Genomic DNA, 13,035 nt, shown 5'->3' on the forward strand with positions numbered 1-13,035 from the left:
CGAGCTTCCGTTCCTGCACAAGGACCTGTTCGCCGAGTACGAGCTCAAGGCGCCCAAGGGCATCCTGCTGTACGGCCCTCCCGGCTGCGGCAAGACCCTCATCGCCAAGGCGGTGGCCAACTCCCTGGCCCAGAAGGTCAGCCAGGTCACCGGCAACAAGGCGGCCCGCAGCTACTTCCTGAACATCAAGGGCCCTGAGCTGCTCAACAAGTACGTCGGTGAGACCGAGCGGCAGATCCGCCTGGTCTTCCAGCGGGCCCGGGAAAAGGCCAGTGAGGGCACCCCCGTCATCGTCTTCTTCGACGAGATGGAGTCCCTCTTCCGCACCCGTGGCTCCGGTGTCAGCTCGGACGTGGAGAACACCATCGTCCCTCAGCTGCTCGCCGAGATCGACGGTGTGGAGGGCCTGCAGAACGTGGTGGTGATCGGCGCCTCCAACCGCGAGGACATGATCGACCCCGCGATCCTGCGGCCCGGCCGGCTCGACGTCAAGATCAAGATCGAGCGTCCGGACGCCGAGGCGGCCAAGGACATCTTCGGGAAGTACCTCACCGAGCGCCTCCCGCTGCACTCCGAGGACCTCGGCGAGCACGGCGGCGACAAGGCGGCATGTGTCCAGGCCATGATCCAGACGGCCGTGGAACACATGTACGCCGAATCCGAGGAGAACCGCTTCCTCGAGGTCACCTACGCCAATGGCGACAAGGAAGTCCTCTACTTCAAGGACTTCAACTCCGGCGCCATGATCGAGAACATCGTGGGCCGCGCCAAGAAGATGGCGATCAAGGATTTCCTCGAGCACAACCAGAAGGGCCTCAGGGTTTCCCACCTCCTCCAGGCATGTGTGGACGAGTTCAAGGAGAATGAGGACCTGCCGAACACCACCAACCCGGACGACTGGGCCCGGATCTCCGGAAAGAAGGGCGAGCGGATCGTCTACATCCGCACCCTCATCACCGGAAAGCAGGGCGCGGACACCGGACGCTCCATCGACACGGTGGCGAACACCGGACAGTACCTGTAAAAGGCAGGGCGGCTGCGGGTGCCCTCTCCGGGTACCCGCAGCCGACTGTTTTTCCGGCCACGCTGGAGCAGGCAATGACGCAAATGATCTCCCCACCAGCGCAAAGGCGTTCTAGGCTCTTCCGTACCGCCAAGTCGCGCAGTGCGGGGACGGGCACCGCACCGGCGACCGAGCGCCAGCGGTATCTGCGCGGGGCCCACGACCGAGGGCTTCGCCGGGCAAGGAGGGCCGCATGACCGTACGGCGAGTAATGGGCATCGAGACGGAGTACGGGATCTCCGTCCCCGGCCACCCCAACGCCAATGCCATGCTCACCTCGTCCCAGATCGTCAACGCCTACGCGGCGGCGATGCACCGGGCCCGCCGGGCCCGCTGGGACTTCGAGGAGGAGAATCCGCTGCGCGACGCGCGGGGCTTCGACCTCGCCCGCGAGGCCGCCGACTCCAGCCAGCTCACCGACGAGGACATCGGCCTGGCCAATGTGATCCTCACCAACGGCGCCCGCCTCTACGTCGACCACGCCCACCCGGAGTACAGCGCGCCCGAGGTCACCAACCCGCGTGACGCCGTCCTGTGGGACAAGGCCGGCGAACGGATCATGGCCGAGGCCGCCGAACGGGCCGCCCAGCTCCCGGGCGCCCAGCCGATCCACCTCTACAAGAACAACACCGACAACAAGGGCGCCTCCTACGGCACGCACGAGAACTACCTGATGAAGCGGGAGACCCCCTTCTCGGACATCGTGCGCCACCTGACGCCCTTCTTCGTCTCCCGCCAGGTCTTCGCCGGCGCCGGCCGCGTCGGCATCGGCCAGGACGGGCACGAGCACGGCTTCCAGCTCAGCCAGCGCGCGGACTACTTCGAGGTCGAGGTCGGCCTGGAGACCACCCTCAAGCGCCCGATCATCAACACGCGCGACGAGCCGCACGCCGACGCCGAGAAGTACCGCCGGCTGCACGTGATCATCGGCGACGCGAACCTCTCCGAGATCTCGACCTATCTGAAGCTGGGCACCACGGCCCTGGTCCTGTCCATGATCGAGGACGGCTTCATCGCCGTGGACCTGGCCGTCGACCAGCCGGTGCGAACGCTGCACCAGGTCTCGCACGACCCGTCCCTCAAGCGTCTGATCACGCTGCGCAGCGGCCGGACACTCACCGCGGTGCAGCTCCAGATGGAGTACTACGAGCTGTCCCGCAAGTACGTGGAGGAGCGCTTCGGGGCCGACGCCGACGAGCAGACCAAGGACGTCCTCGCCCGCTGGGAGGACACCCTCAACCGGCTCGAGCACGACCCGATGAGCCTCGCCGGCGAGCTGGACTGGGTCGCCAAGCGGGAGCTGATGGAGGGCTACCGGCGCCGCGACAACCTCGACTGGGACGCGGCCAGGCTGCACCTCGTCGACCTCCAGTACGCCGACGTGCGCCCCGAGAAGGGCCTCTACAACCGCCTGGTGGCCCGTGGCCGGATGAAGCGGCTGCTGGACGACGCCGAGGTCGAGCGGGCGATGCTGAAGCCGCCGGAGGACACCCGCGCGTACTTCCGCGGGCGCTGCCTGGAGCAGTACGCCGACGACGTGGCCGCGGCCTCCTGGGACTCCGTGATCTTCGACCTCCCGGGCCGGGACTCGCTCCAGCGGGTCCCAACCCTGGAACCGCTTCGCGGAACGCGTAATCACGTCAAGGAGCTGCTGGACCGCTGCCGCACCGCCGAGGACCTGGTCAGGGTGCTGTCCGGCGGCTGAGCGGGTACCCGGCGTGAGTCGGTCGGGCAGGGTGGAAAACACCGGCTCCGGGAATCATCGAGGTGGGCCCCGTACGTTGGAGAAACTGCGGGGCCATTGTCAGACCCGGCGAGTAGGGTCTGATCTTGACCGAGCAACTGTGTCGGGCGAACCGAGCGGGGTGAGGGTGATGGCGACCAAGGACACCGGCGGCGGACAGCAGAAGGCCACCCGGTCCAGCGAGGAGGTCGAGGAGCAGGCGGCAGAGGCGCAGGCTTCCGAGGACCTCAAGGAGCGGCAGGAGAAGCTGAGCGACGACGTGGACTCCGTCCTCGACGAGATCGACGATGTGCTCGAAGAGAACGCAGAGGACTTCGTGCGCAGCTTCGTGCAAAAGGGTGGCCAGTAAAGGCAGCCTGCCTCATCCGCCTTCGAAACGCAGGGCTGGAGAGGGCGAGGGTACGCCCGGAAGCAGTACACCGGCGCGGTGCCGGGAGCGCGTGGCTGAGTGTCCTGCCGCGCGCGACCGGCGCCGCGCTGTCGTAACCGTTCCGCTTCCGCCGCACATGTGGATCACCGCCACGAGACGGGTAGGGTCCGTGGCGTACTGTGCTTCAACTGCAATTCCGGCCTCGGCCTGTTGACTATTTGGAAGGAAACGCGTGGAAGCCAACACTCGTAGCACCGGGCGTCTACCAGCTGCCTTCCTGACGCCTGGATCCTCTTCGTTCATGGACTTCCTCTCCGAGCACCAGCCCGAGCTGCTGCCCGGCAACCGGCAGCTGCCGCCCACCCAGGGCGTGGTGGAGGCGCCGCACGGCACGACCATCGTCGCCGTCTCCTTCCCCGGCGGGGTCGTGCTCGCCGGTGACCGGCGGGCCACGATGGGCAACGTCATCGCGCAGCGGGACATCGAGAAGGTCTTCCCGGCCGACGAGTACTCGGCGGTCGGCATCGCCGGCACCGCCGGTCTGGCCGTCGAGATGGTGAAGCTGTTCCAGCTGGAGCTGGAGCACTTCGAGAAGGTCGAGGGGGCGCAGCTCTCCCTGGAGGGCAAGGCGAACCGGCTCTCGACGATGATCCGCTCCAACCTGGGCATGGCCATGCAGGGCCTGGCCGTGGTGCCGCTCTTCGCCGGCTACGACCTGGACCGCGGCAAGGGCCGCATCTTCTCCTACGACGTGACGGGCGGCCGCTCCGAGGAACAGGGCTACGCCGCCACCGGCTCCGGCTCGATCTTCGCGCGCGGCGCCATGAAGAAGCTCTTCCGCGAAGACCTGACCGAGGAGCAGGCCACCACCCTCGTGGTGCAGGCCCTGTACGACGCGGCAGACGACGACTCGGCGACCGGTGGTCCCGATGTCGCCCGCCGGATCTACCCGATCGTCACCGTGATCACCGAGGACGGCTTCCGCCGGCTCACCGAGGACGAGTCCTCGCAGATCGCCCGTTCCGTGCTGGAGCGGCGTATGGAGCAGCCGGACGGCCCGCGGGCCGCCCTGCTCTGACCGCGGGCGCTCTGTTGTCAGGTGATCCAGTGACTTCCACAGAAAGGGACGGATAACCGGTGTCGACGCCGTTCTATGTCTCACCCCAGCAGGCCATGGCCGACCGGGCCGAGTACGCCCGCAAGGGCATCGCCCGCGGCCGCAGCCTGGTCGTCATGCAGTACGCCGACGGCATCGTGTTCGTCGGTGAGAACCCGTCCCGCGCGCTGCACAAGTTCAGCGAGATCTACGACCGGATCGGGTTCGCCGCGGCCGGCAAGTACAACGAGTACGAGAACCTGCGCATCGGCGGCGTCCGCTACGCCGACCTGCGGGGTTACACCTACGACCGGGGCGACGTGACCGCGCGCGGCCTGGCGAACGTGTACGCGCAGACGCTGGGCACGATCTTCTCCAGCGCGGGCGAGAAGCCGTACGAGGTGGAACTGGTCGTCGCCGAGGTGGGCGAGACGCCGGAGGGCGACCAGATCTACCGGCTGCCGCACGACGGCTCGATCGTGGACGAGCACGGCTCGGTCGCGGTCGGCGGCAACGCCGAGCTGATCAGCAGCTACCTGGACCAGCGCCACCAGGACGGCATGACGCTGTCGGAGGCGCTGAAGCTGGCGGTCCAGGCGCTGTCCCGCGAGTCGAACGGCTCGCAGCGGGAGATCCCCGCCGAGCGGCTTGAGGTCGCGGTGCTGGACCGCACGCGCCCGCAGAAGCGGAAGTTCAAGCGGATCACCGGCGGCCAGCTGTCCCGGCTGCTGGCGGAGGGCACCACCACCCAGACCGAGAGCGAGTCCGCCGAGGGCCCCGAGGACGAGTAGCCCCCGCCCGAGACCCCCGTTTCACCGTGCGTGTGCCCCGGCTCTGTGGAGGCCGGGGCACACGGCGTTCAGGAGGCCGCCGGCGGGGCCGTGGAGCCGCGGACGACCAGCTCGACCGGGATGTCCCCCCGCGCGGGCGTGCGGCCCTCCAGGACGGCCAGCAGGGCCTGCATACCGCGTTCCCCGAACAGCTCGGCGTCCAGGCGCACGGTGGTCAGCTCGGGGTCGATGGCGGTGGCCAGGGCGAGGTCGTCCAGGCCGGTGACGGAGATGTCGTCGGGGACGCGCAGGCCCAGGCGGCGGACCGCCTTGTAGGCGCCGGCGGCGAGTTTGTCGTCGTCGCAGACGATCGCGGTGGGGCGGGGCCCCGGCGCGCTCAGCGCGGCCTCGGCGGCGGCGCGGGCGCCCTCGATGGAGATCGGCGCGGGCGCGGTGCGCACGGTGGTGCCGGGCACGGCGCCCACCCGCGCGGCCAGCTCCCGGGCCCGGATCTCGAAGGTCCAGGAGGCGACGTCGGCCGCGAGGTGCAGGAAGCGGCGGTGGCCGAGGCCGAGCAGATGCTCGGCGACCTGGCGTACACCGTCGGTGATGTCGAGGTTGACGGTGGCCGCGCCCAGACTGCCGTCCGGGTCGCTGTCGAGCATGACCAGGGGCAGCTGGTCGCCCCGGATGGCGGTGAGGGCGTCGGCGGCCATGGAGGAGGCGATCACGCCGTCGAGGGCGGCCTGGGCCGAGGCGAACGGGTCGCGGGCGGGGCCGATGCCTTCGGGGGAGGGGTAGAGCACCACACCGAAGCCGTGGGCGGCGGCGACGCGGGCCGCGCCGGTGTAGACACCGGCGAAGAACTCGGTGGTGAGCGCGGGGACGACCAGCAGGACCGTGCGGGTGCGGCCGAGGCGGAGGTTGCGGGCGGCCAGGTTGGGCCGGTAGCCCAGCGCGCGGGCGGCCTCCCGGACCCGCTCGGCGGTGGTCTCGGAGACCCGGCCGCGCCACTTGTCGCCCAGCACGAGGGAGACGGCCGCCTGGGAGACTCCCGCGGCCTCGGCGACGTCGCGGCTCGTGGGGCGGGTGCTGGCTCGTGCCACCGTCGGGCTGCTCCTTGGTCGGGATCGCGCCCGGGCTTCGCCTGGACGTGCGAACAGCGCACATGGTACGTATGACGGACGACGTTATACGTAAAACCTCACGGGAGGGCGGGGACATGGCCGCGGGATACCTGGAGATCCTCAGGGCGAGGCACGCCGCCCGGCTGCTGACGGGAACGCTGGTGGGACGGCTGCCGAACGCCACCGCCGCGATCGCGATCGTGCTGTTCGTCCGCGCGGAGGGCGGCTCGTACAGCCTCGCGGGGGCCCTGGCCGCCGTCTACGGCGTCGCCAACGCCGTCGGGCAGCCACTGCTCGGCCGCCTGGTGGACCTGCACGGCCAGCCGCGGGTCCAGCTGCCCGCGGCCGTGCTCTCCGCCCTGGCGATGGCCGTCTTCGCCTTCGCGGGCACCGAGCCGGCCCTGCTCGCCTACGCCGCGGTCGCCGCGTCGGGACTGTTCACCCCGCCCCTGGAGGGCGGGCTGCGGGCGCTGTGGCCGTCGGTGCTGCGCAAGGAGGGCCAGGTGCACACCGCCTACGCGATGGACGCCGTCGCCCAGGAGGTGATGTTCACCGTCGGCCCGCTCCTGGTCACCCTCTGCACGTCCCTGTGGTCGGCCCAGGCCGCGCTGCTGGTGCTGAACGTGATCGGCGTCCTCGGAGCGCTCTCCGTGGTGGTGTCGCCGCCCTCGCGCGCGTGGCGGTCGGCTCCGCGGGAGGCCCACTGGCTGGGCGCGCTGCGCTCGCCGGGGCTGCTGGCCCTGCTCGCCGCGTTCCTGTTCGTCGGCGTGGCGCTCGGCTCCATCACGGTCGCCGCGGTGTCGTACGCCGACGACCACGGCGGCGACGCGGTCTACGGCTGGCTGATGGCGGCACTGGGCCTGGGCGCGCTGGCCGGCGGCGCCGTCTACGGGGCCCGGCAGTGGGCCGGTGCACCCGAGCGGCGACTGCGGGTCCTGGTGGGTCTTCTGGCGGTCTGTTACCTGCCGCTCACGCTGATGCCGGGCCCGGTCCCCATGACGGCGCTGACGGCGCTCTCCGGCGTGTTCCTGGCGCCCGCCATCGCCTGCGCGTTCGTCATCGTCGACCGGCACGCGCCGACCGGCACGGTCACCGAGGCGTTCTCCTGGCTGGTGACCACGTTCACCGTGGGCGCCTCGGTCGGAACCGGGCTGACGGGGCCGGTCGTCGAGTGGGGCGGCGCGCTGTGGGGTTTCGCCGTGCCGAGCGCCGCCGGCGGGGTGTCGCTGCTGGTCCTGCTCGCCACGGGACGGGCCCTCGCAGCTCCCGTGCGGACCGCGGTCGTTGCGTCTTCATCGGAAAATGATCCAAATCGTGCTGCCGAACCCCGTTTCAGTTCGGGGGATCGGGCGTAATGTTCAGTCATGGACCGCCGCATTTTCGGGCTGGAGAACGAGTACGGCGTCACGTGCACGTTCAGGGGACAGCGCCGTCTGTCGCCTGACGAGGTGGCGCGGTACCTCTTCCGCCGTGTCGTGTCATGGGGCCGCAGCAGCAATGTCTTTCTGCGGAACGGTGCCCGCCTCTATCTCGACGTGGGTTCGCATCCGGAATACGCGACACCCGAATGTGACAACGTGATCGAACTGGTCACTCACGACAAGGCCGGCGAGCGCATTCTCGAAGGTCTCCTGGTGGACGCGGAACGACGCCTGCACGAGGAGGGAATCGCGGGCGACGTCTACCTCTTCAAGAACAACACCGACTCGGCGGGCAACTCCTACGGCTGCCACGAGAACTATCTGGTGGCCCGGCACGGGGAGTTCTCGCGGCTCGCGGACATCCTCATCCCGTTCCTCGTCACCCGGCAGCTGCTGTGCGGCGCCGGGAAGGTGCTGCAGACGCCGCGCGGTGCGGTGTACTGCGTCAGCCAGCGGGCCGAGCACATCTGGGAGGGCGTCTCCTCGGCGACGACCCGCTCCCGGCCCATCATCAACACGCGCGACGAGCCGCACGCGGACGCCGAGCGCTACCGGCGCCTGCACGTGATCGTGGGCGACTCCAACATGTCCGAGACGACGATGCTGCTGAAGGTCGGCGCGACCGACCTGGTGCTGCGCATGATCGAGGCGGGCACCGTGATGCGGGACCTGACCCTGGAGAACCCGATCCGGGCGATCCGCGAGGTCAGCCACGACATCACCGGCCGCCGCAAGGTCCGTCTGGCCAGCGGCCGGGAGGCGTCGGCGCTCGAGGTGCAGCGCGAGTACTACGAGAAGGCCCTCGACTTCTGCGAGCGGCGCGGCATCCGCACCGGCACGGTGGAGCAGGTGCTGGAGCTGTGGGGCCGCACGCTGGACGCGATCGAGAGCGAGGATCTCGACCGGATCGACACCGAGATCGACTGGGTCATGAAGTACAAGCTCATCGAGCGGTACCGGGCCAAGCACAACATGACCATGTCGCATCCGCGGGTCGCCCAGATAGACCTCGCCTACCACGACATCCACCGCCGTCGCGGGCTCTACTACCTGCTGGAGAAGAAGGGCCAAGCCGCCCGGATCTGCAACGACTTGAAGATCTTCGAGGGCAAGTCGGTTCCGCCGCAGACCACCCGGGCCCGGCTGCGCGGCGACTTCATCCGGCGGGCGCAGGAACAGCGCCGGGACTTCACCGTCGACTGGGTGCATCTCAAGCTCAACGACCAGGCACAGCGCACCGTGTTGTGCAAGGACCCGTTCCGTTCGGTGGACGACCGGGTGGAGAAGCTGATCGCCGGAATGTGAGCCGGCCTGGGTGTTCCGCACCGAATAGCGGAACGCCACACGGGCGCCGTACGTTACCCGTACGGCGCCCTTCTCACGCCGTAGAGTTGCGCGCACGCCATCCGCAAGATCGACCGATTACGAGGCCCCCATCGTGCGCCGACGCTCACTCATGATTGCCGTTCCCGCCGGACTGGTCACGCTCGCCGGATGCGGTGACGACAAGGCCGATTCGAGCAAGGCCAGCGACAGCGCTTCGCCGACCGCGCCGGCCACGTCCGCCGCGCCGTCGCCGAAGATCGTTGACGGTCCGCTGCCGGCGATCACCGCGGGCACGAAGTTCGACGAGAAGCCGACCGTGGCCAAGGGCGGCGGGGCCCCGTCGAAGGATCTCGCGGTGAAGACGGTCGTCGCGGGCGGCGGGCAGACCGTCGCGGAGGGTGACTACATCCAGGCGAACTACCTGGGCCAGATCTGGGACACCGCGAAGGTGTTCGACAACTCCTACGACCGCAAGACGCCGCTGGTGATCCAGCTCGCCCAGGGCAGCATCATCGACGGCTGGCGGTACGCGCTGACCGGGAAGAAGCTGGGCAGCCGGGTCGAGTTCTCGGTCCCGCCGGCCTGGGGGTACGGCGAGCAGGGCCAGTCCCAGGCGGGCATCAAGGGCACCGACACGCTGGTCTTCGTCGTGGACCTCCGGGGCACCTTCAACGCCAAGAGTTCCGCCAAGGGCACCGAGGTCGCGCAGGAGGACGCGAACCTGCCGAAGGTCGGCACCAACACCGACGGCAAGGCGCCGTCCGTCGAGCTCCCGAAGACGGACCCGCCGAAGAAGCTCGTGGCGAACTACGTCATCGAGGGCGACGGTGTCGAGGTCGGCGCCCAGGACAGCGTCCTGGTGCAGTACAAGGGCGTGCAGTGGGCGGGCGGCAAGGAGTTCGACTCCACCTACGGGCGCAAGGCGCTGACGTCCTTCTCCCTCCAGCAGGTGGTCAAGGGCTGGTCCCAGGGCCTGACCGGCAAGAAGGTCGGCAGCCGGGTCCTGATCGTCATCCCGCCGGACCTGGGCTACGGCGACAACCCGCCCAGCGGCAGCGGCATCGCCAAGGGCGCCACGCTGGTGTTCACGGTGGACATCCTCGCCAAGATGTGAGCCGCCGTCCCGCCGGGCGGGTGTCCGGCCCGGTTCCGCCGGAGTGGCCGGTCACGGCCGCACCGGGCGGGATGAAAGACTGGGCGCGTTACTTGTCGTACAGACGCAGGAGCCTTCAGACGTGAGTATCGAGAAGCCCGAGATCGACTTCCCGGGCGGCGAGCCCCCGGCGGACCTGGAGATCAAGGACATCTGGGAGGGCGACGGTCCCGAGGCCCAGGCCGGTCAGACCGTCACCGTGCACTACGTGGGCGTCGCCTTCAGCACGGGCGAGGAGTTCGACGCGAGCTGGAACCGGGGCACCCCGTTCCGCTTCCCGCTGGGCGGCGGCCGTGTCATCAAGGGCTGGGACCTGGGCGTGCAGGGCATGAAGGTCGGCGGCCGTCGTCAGCTGACCATCCCGGCCCACCTCGCCTACGGCAACCAGAGCCCCACCCCGGCGATCAAGCCCGGTGAGACCCTGATCTTCGTGGTCGACCTCCTCGGGGTCTGATCGTCGTACAGGAGTCGTGAGCGATCAGGGGACGTTCCGATCGTCGTACGAGCCGCGTGCGAGATCCGACCGGTTCCGATCGTCTTGGGCCCATGCCTGTCCGGGCATGGGCCCTCGGCTTTTGTCACGGCGCCACGGAGCGGTACGGTCATCGGTCGGAAGCACCATAGGGAAGGCGAAGGGCGTCGATGGCCATTGCCAAGGCCGAGCGGCTGATGAACCTGGCGTTGTGCCTGCTGGGGACGCGGCGGCCGCTCAGCAAGCGCGAGCTGCGCGATTCCATCGAGGCTTACGTCGAGGCCTTCGGGCCGGGAAACGGTGCGGCGGGCTCCGACGACTCCTTCAACCGCATGTTCGAGCGGGACAAGGACGACCTGCGTGAGCTGGGGCTCGTGATCGAGACCGTCGAGAACATCGACGGTGAGGTCGGCTATCTCGCCCGCCGCGGCAGCAACCGCCTCCCGCCCATCACCCTGGACGCCGAGGAGGCCGCCGCCCTGGGCCTGGCCGCCAAGGTGTGGCAGCAGGCCCGGCTGGCCGGGGCGGCCAGCGGCGCCCTGCAGAAGCTGCGCGCGGCCGGGCTGCCGGAGGACGTGGACCCGTACGAGGCGCACGGCGCCCTGGAGCCGCGCATCCCCGTCCACGAGGCCGCCTTCGAGCCGCTGATGCTCGCCTGCCGCGACCGCCGCCCCGTCGTCTTCGAGTACCGCAAGGCCAATGCCGCCCGCCCCGAGACCCGGCAGGTCGAGCCGTGGGCGCTGGAGTGCTGGCGTGGTCACTGGTATCTGGCGGGCTGGGACCGCGACCGGGGGGCCGAGCGGGTGTTCCGGCTGTCCCGGATCACCGGCAAGGTGCGCTCGCGCGGCGCGCGCTTCACCGCCCCGGTCCCCGACGTCGTCACCGTGCGCGAGACCGTGGCCGGCTGGGCGGGCGAGATCGCCGACCGCAGTGCCCGCATCCGGCTCCGCACCGGCGCCGGCTACCCCTTGCGGGCGAAGGCCACCTCGGTACGGGAACTCGGCGACGGCTGGGACGAGTTGGAGATTCCGTACGGGCACGGACTGGATGCCTGGCTGGTGGAGTTCGGGCCGGACGTGGTGGTCCTGGAGCCCGCGGAACTGCGCGCCGACGTGGTGGACCGGCTGCGCGCCGTCGCCAAGGGCTGAGGAGAGCGGGACAGACAGTGGCAGGCAAACCGGTCAGGCCCGTGAACGCCATCGACCAGACCAGACGGATGCTCTCCCTGGTGACGTATCTCAAGGAGCGCCCCGGCGCCCGGATCGAGGACGTCGCCCGCGCCTTCGGCATCACCGAGGAGGAGCTGGTCTCCGACCTCGACGTGCTGCCCATGTGCGGCACCAGCTTCCGCGGCGGCGATCTGCTCGACATCGACACCGACGGCGAGCGCATCTGGTGGCACAACCCCGCCGCACTCGGCGCGGAGGCGGCCGAGCCGCTGCGGCTCGCCGCCGACGAGGCGACCGCGCTGCTGGTCGCCGCCCGCGCGGTGGCCACCCTGCCGGGCCTGCGCGAGAGCGACCGGCAGGCCCTGCTGCGCGCCACCGCCAAGGTGGAGACCGCGGCGGGCGAGGCGGCGGGCGCCAGCTCCCGGCTGTCGGTGACCTTCGAGTCCGAGGGCGGCGTCTTCGCCGATGTCGACCGGGCGATCTCCGAGCGCCGCCGCCTGTGGATCCGCTACTACTCGCCGGCTCGCGACGAGGTCACCGAGCGCGAGATCGATCCGATCCGGCTGGTCAGCGTCGGCCACACCTATGTCGAGGCGTGGTGCCGGCGCTCCGAGGCGCGCCGCACCTTCCGGCTCGACCGGGTCGCGGAGATCAAGATCCTCGACGAGCCGTCCGCGCCGCCCGAGATCGAGCTGCGGGACCTGTCGGAGGGGCTGGTGCAGCCCGCCGCCGAGGACCCCGAGGTCGTCGTCGAGGTCGGCCCGGGCGGCCGCTGGGTCGCCGAGTACTACCCGCACGACAGCGCCGAGGAGCTTCCCGAGGGCGGTCTGCGGATCACGCTGCGCACCCCCGACCCGGCCTCGCTGCGCCGCCTCGCGCTGCGCCTCGGCCGCGACGGCCGGATCGTCGCCCCGGCCGAGCTGGCCGACAGCGCCCGCCGGGCCGCCCGCGAGGCGCTGGCGGCGTACGAGGACATCGAGGACCACGTTCCGGATGAGCCGTCCGACAGGCAGGAGCAGGGACTGTGAGCGAGTCGGCGTCCGGTGGACGCGGTGTGTCGGTGGCCTCCGCGTTCGCCGGGATGCGCAGTGTCACCCCGGTGGTCTTCAAGGCGGGCTGCCCGGACTGCCGGGGCCGCTTCGAACTCGCCGCGAGCGCCCTGCGGCTGGCCATCGGAGCCAGCAGCCGTACCACGTTCTACTCCTTCACCTGCCCCGAGTGCGGCGCGGCCGTCCGCAAGCCCGCGGGGGAGCGGATCGTCGAACTGCTCACCGGCGGCGGTGTGCGGACCCTGCGGCTCCACTCCACCGTCTAGAACGGTCTA

The 13,035-nt window shown here is 70.2% G+C and carries 13 protein-coding genes and 1 pseudogene; 13 read left to right on the forward strand and 1 reads right to left on the reverse strand.

The genetic code is table 11. The features are described 5' to 3' along the window. The 6 genes and pseudogenes from arc to prcA all read left to right on the forward strand — a co-directional run. Positions 1-1,024, forward strand: a 1,024-nt coding sequence (gene arc / locus VE614_RS12370) for a proteasome ATPase (RefSeq protein ID WP_324935740.1), incomplete at its 5' end; no start/stop codon positions are given. Positions 1,025-1,256: 232 nt separating this feature from the next. Continuing rightward, a complete protein-coding gene (gene dop / locus VE614_RS12375) occupies positions 1,257-2,768 on the forward strand; it encodes a depupylase/deamidase Dop (protein ID WP_349256430.1) in 1,512 nt (503 codons plus the stop codon). Positions 2,769-2,937: 169 nt separating this feature from the next. After that, positions 2,938-3,156: a ubiquitin-like protein Pup gene (locus tag VE614_RS12380; protein WP_324935742.1), complete on the forward strand. Its 219-nt coding sequence runs from the start codon at positions 2,938-2,940 to the stop codon at positions 3,154-3,156. Positions 3,157-3,294: 138 nt separating this feature from the next. Continuing rightward, positions 3,295-3,458 (forward strand): annotated as a pseudogene (locus tag VE614_RS12385) (endonuclease domain-containing protein); the annotation flags it as partial. Beyond that, a complete protein-coding gene (gene prcB, locus VE614_RS12390; protein WP_324935744.1) occupies positions 3,410-4,255 on the forward strand; it encodes a proteasome subunit beta in 846 nt (281 codons plus the stop codon). The pseudogene VE614_RS12385 and the gene prcB, both read left to right, overlap by 49 nt. Positions 4,256-4,314: 59 nt before the next feature. Next, positions 4,315-5,064 carry a proteasome subunit alpha gene (prcA, locus tag VE614_RS12395; protein ID WP_324935746.1) on the forward strand — a complete coding sequence of 250 codons (750 nt, stop codon included), beginning with the start codon at positions 4,315-4,317 and terminating at the stop codon, positions 5,062-5,064. Between the two features lie 68 nt (positions 5,065-5,132). Here prcA and VE614_RS12400 read toward each other — a convergent pair whose 3' ends face one another. Next, complete coding sequence (locus VE614_RS12400) at positions 5,133-6,149, reverse strand: LacI family DNA-binding transcriptional regulator (RefSeq protein WP_324935748.1); 1,017 nt, start codon at positions 6,147-6,149, stop codon at positions 5,133-5,135. Between the two features lie 116 nt (positions 6,150-6,265). On the opposite strand from VE614_RS12400, the gene VE614_RS12405 reads away from it, so the two are divergent. The 7 genes from VE614_RS12405 to VE614_RS12435 all read left to right on the forward strand — a co-directional run bounded on the left by VE614_RS12405 (position 6,266) and on the right by VE614_RS12435 (position 13,026). Then, on the forward strand, positions 6,266-7,525 hold the full coding sequence (locus VE614_RS12405; RefSeq protein WP_324935750.1) for an MFS transporter: 1,260 nt from the start codon (positions 6,266-6,268) through the stop codon (positions 7,523-7,525). A 9-nt stretch (positions 7,526-7,534) separates the two neighbouring features. Further along, positions 7,535-8,896 carry a Pup--protein ligase gene (gene pafA / locus VE614_RS12410; protein WP_086169183.1) on the forward strand — a complete coding sequence of 454 codons (1,362 nt, stop codon included), beginning with the start codon at positions 7,535-7,537 and terminating at the stop codon, positions 8,894-8,896. Positions 8,897-9,029: 133 nt separating this feature from the next. Then, on the forward strand, positions 9,030-10,031 hold the full coding sequence (locus VE614_RS12415; protein ID WP_324935753.1) for an FKBP-type peptidyl-prolyl cis-trans isomerase: 1,002 nt from the start codon (positions 9,030-9,032) through the stop codon (positions 10,029-10,031). Positions 10,032-10,152: 121 nt separating this feature from the next. Beyond that, positions 10,153-10,524, forward strand: coding sequence for an FKBP-type peptidyl-prolyl cis-trans isomerase (locus tag VE614_RS12420; RefSeq protein ID WP_324935755.1), 372 nt, complete (start codon positions 10,153-10,155; stop codon positions 10,522-10,524). Positions 10,525-10,712: 188 nt separating this feature from the next. Further along, positions 10,713-11,690 carry a WYL domain-containing protein gene (locus VE614_RS12425; RefSeq protein ID WP_324935757.1) on the forward strand — a complete coding sequence of 326 codons (978 nt, stop codon included), beginning with the start codon at positions 10,713-10,715 and terminating at the stop codon, positions 11,688-11,690. A 17-nt stretch (positions 11,691-11,707) separates the two neighbouring features. Further along, a complete protein-coding gene (locus VE614_RS12430) occupies positions 11,708-12,739 on the forward strand; it encodes a WYL domain-containing protein (protein ID WP_324935759.1) in 1,032 nt (343 codons plus the stop codon). Further along, positions 12,736-13,026 carry a hypothetical protein gene (locus VE614_RS12435; RefSeq protein WP_324935761.1) on the forward strand — a complete coding sequence of 97 codons (291 nt, stop codon included), beginning with the start codon at positions 12,736-12,738 and terminating at the stop codon, positions 13,024-13,026. The genes VE614_RS12430 and VE614_RS12435 overlap by 4 nt, the downstream gene beginning before the upstream one ends. Positions 13,027-13,035 lie beyond the last annotated feature (9 nt).

Origin of the sequence: Streptomyces sp., assembly GCF_035645055.1 — a bacterium.
GTDB lineage: Bacteria > Actinomycetota > Actinomycetes > Streptomycetales > Streptomycetaceae > Streptomyces.

Excerpts from the sequence above, each read along its gene's own strand:
- dop (WP_349256430.1), top strand. The coding sequence starts at position 1,257 with ATGACCGTACGGCGAGTAATGGGCATCGAGACGGAGTACGGGATCTCC.
- VE614_RS12380 (WP_324935742.1), top strand. The coding sequence starts at position 2,938 with ATGGCGACCAAGGACACCGGCGGCGGACAGCAGAAGGCCACCCGGTCC.
- VE614_RS12405 (WP_324935750.1), top strand. The coding sequence starts at position 6,266 with ATGGCCGCGGGATACCTGGAGATCCTCAGGGCGAGGCACGCCGCCCGG.
- pafA (WP_086169183.1), top strand. The coding sequence starts at position 7,535 with ATGGACCGCCGCATTTTCGGGCTGGAGAACGAGTACGGCGTCACGTGC.
- VE614_RS12425 (WP_324935757.1), top strand. The coding sequence starts at position 10,713 with ATGGCCATTGCCAAGGCCGAGCGGCTGATGAACCTGGCGTTGTGCCTG.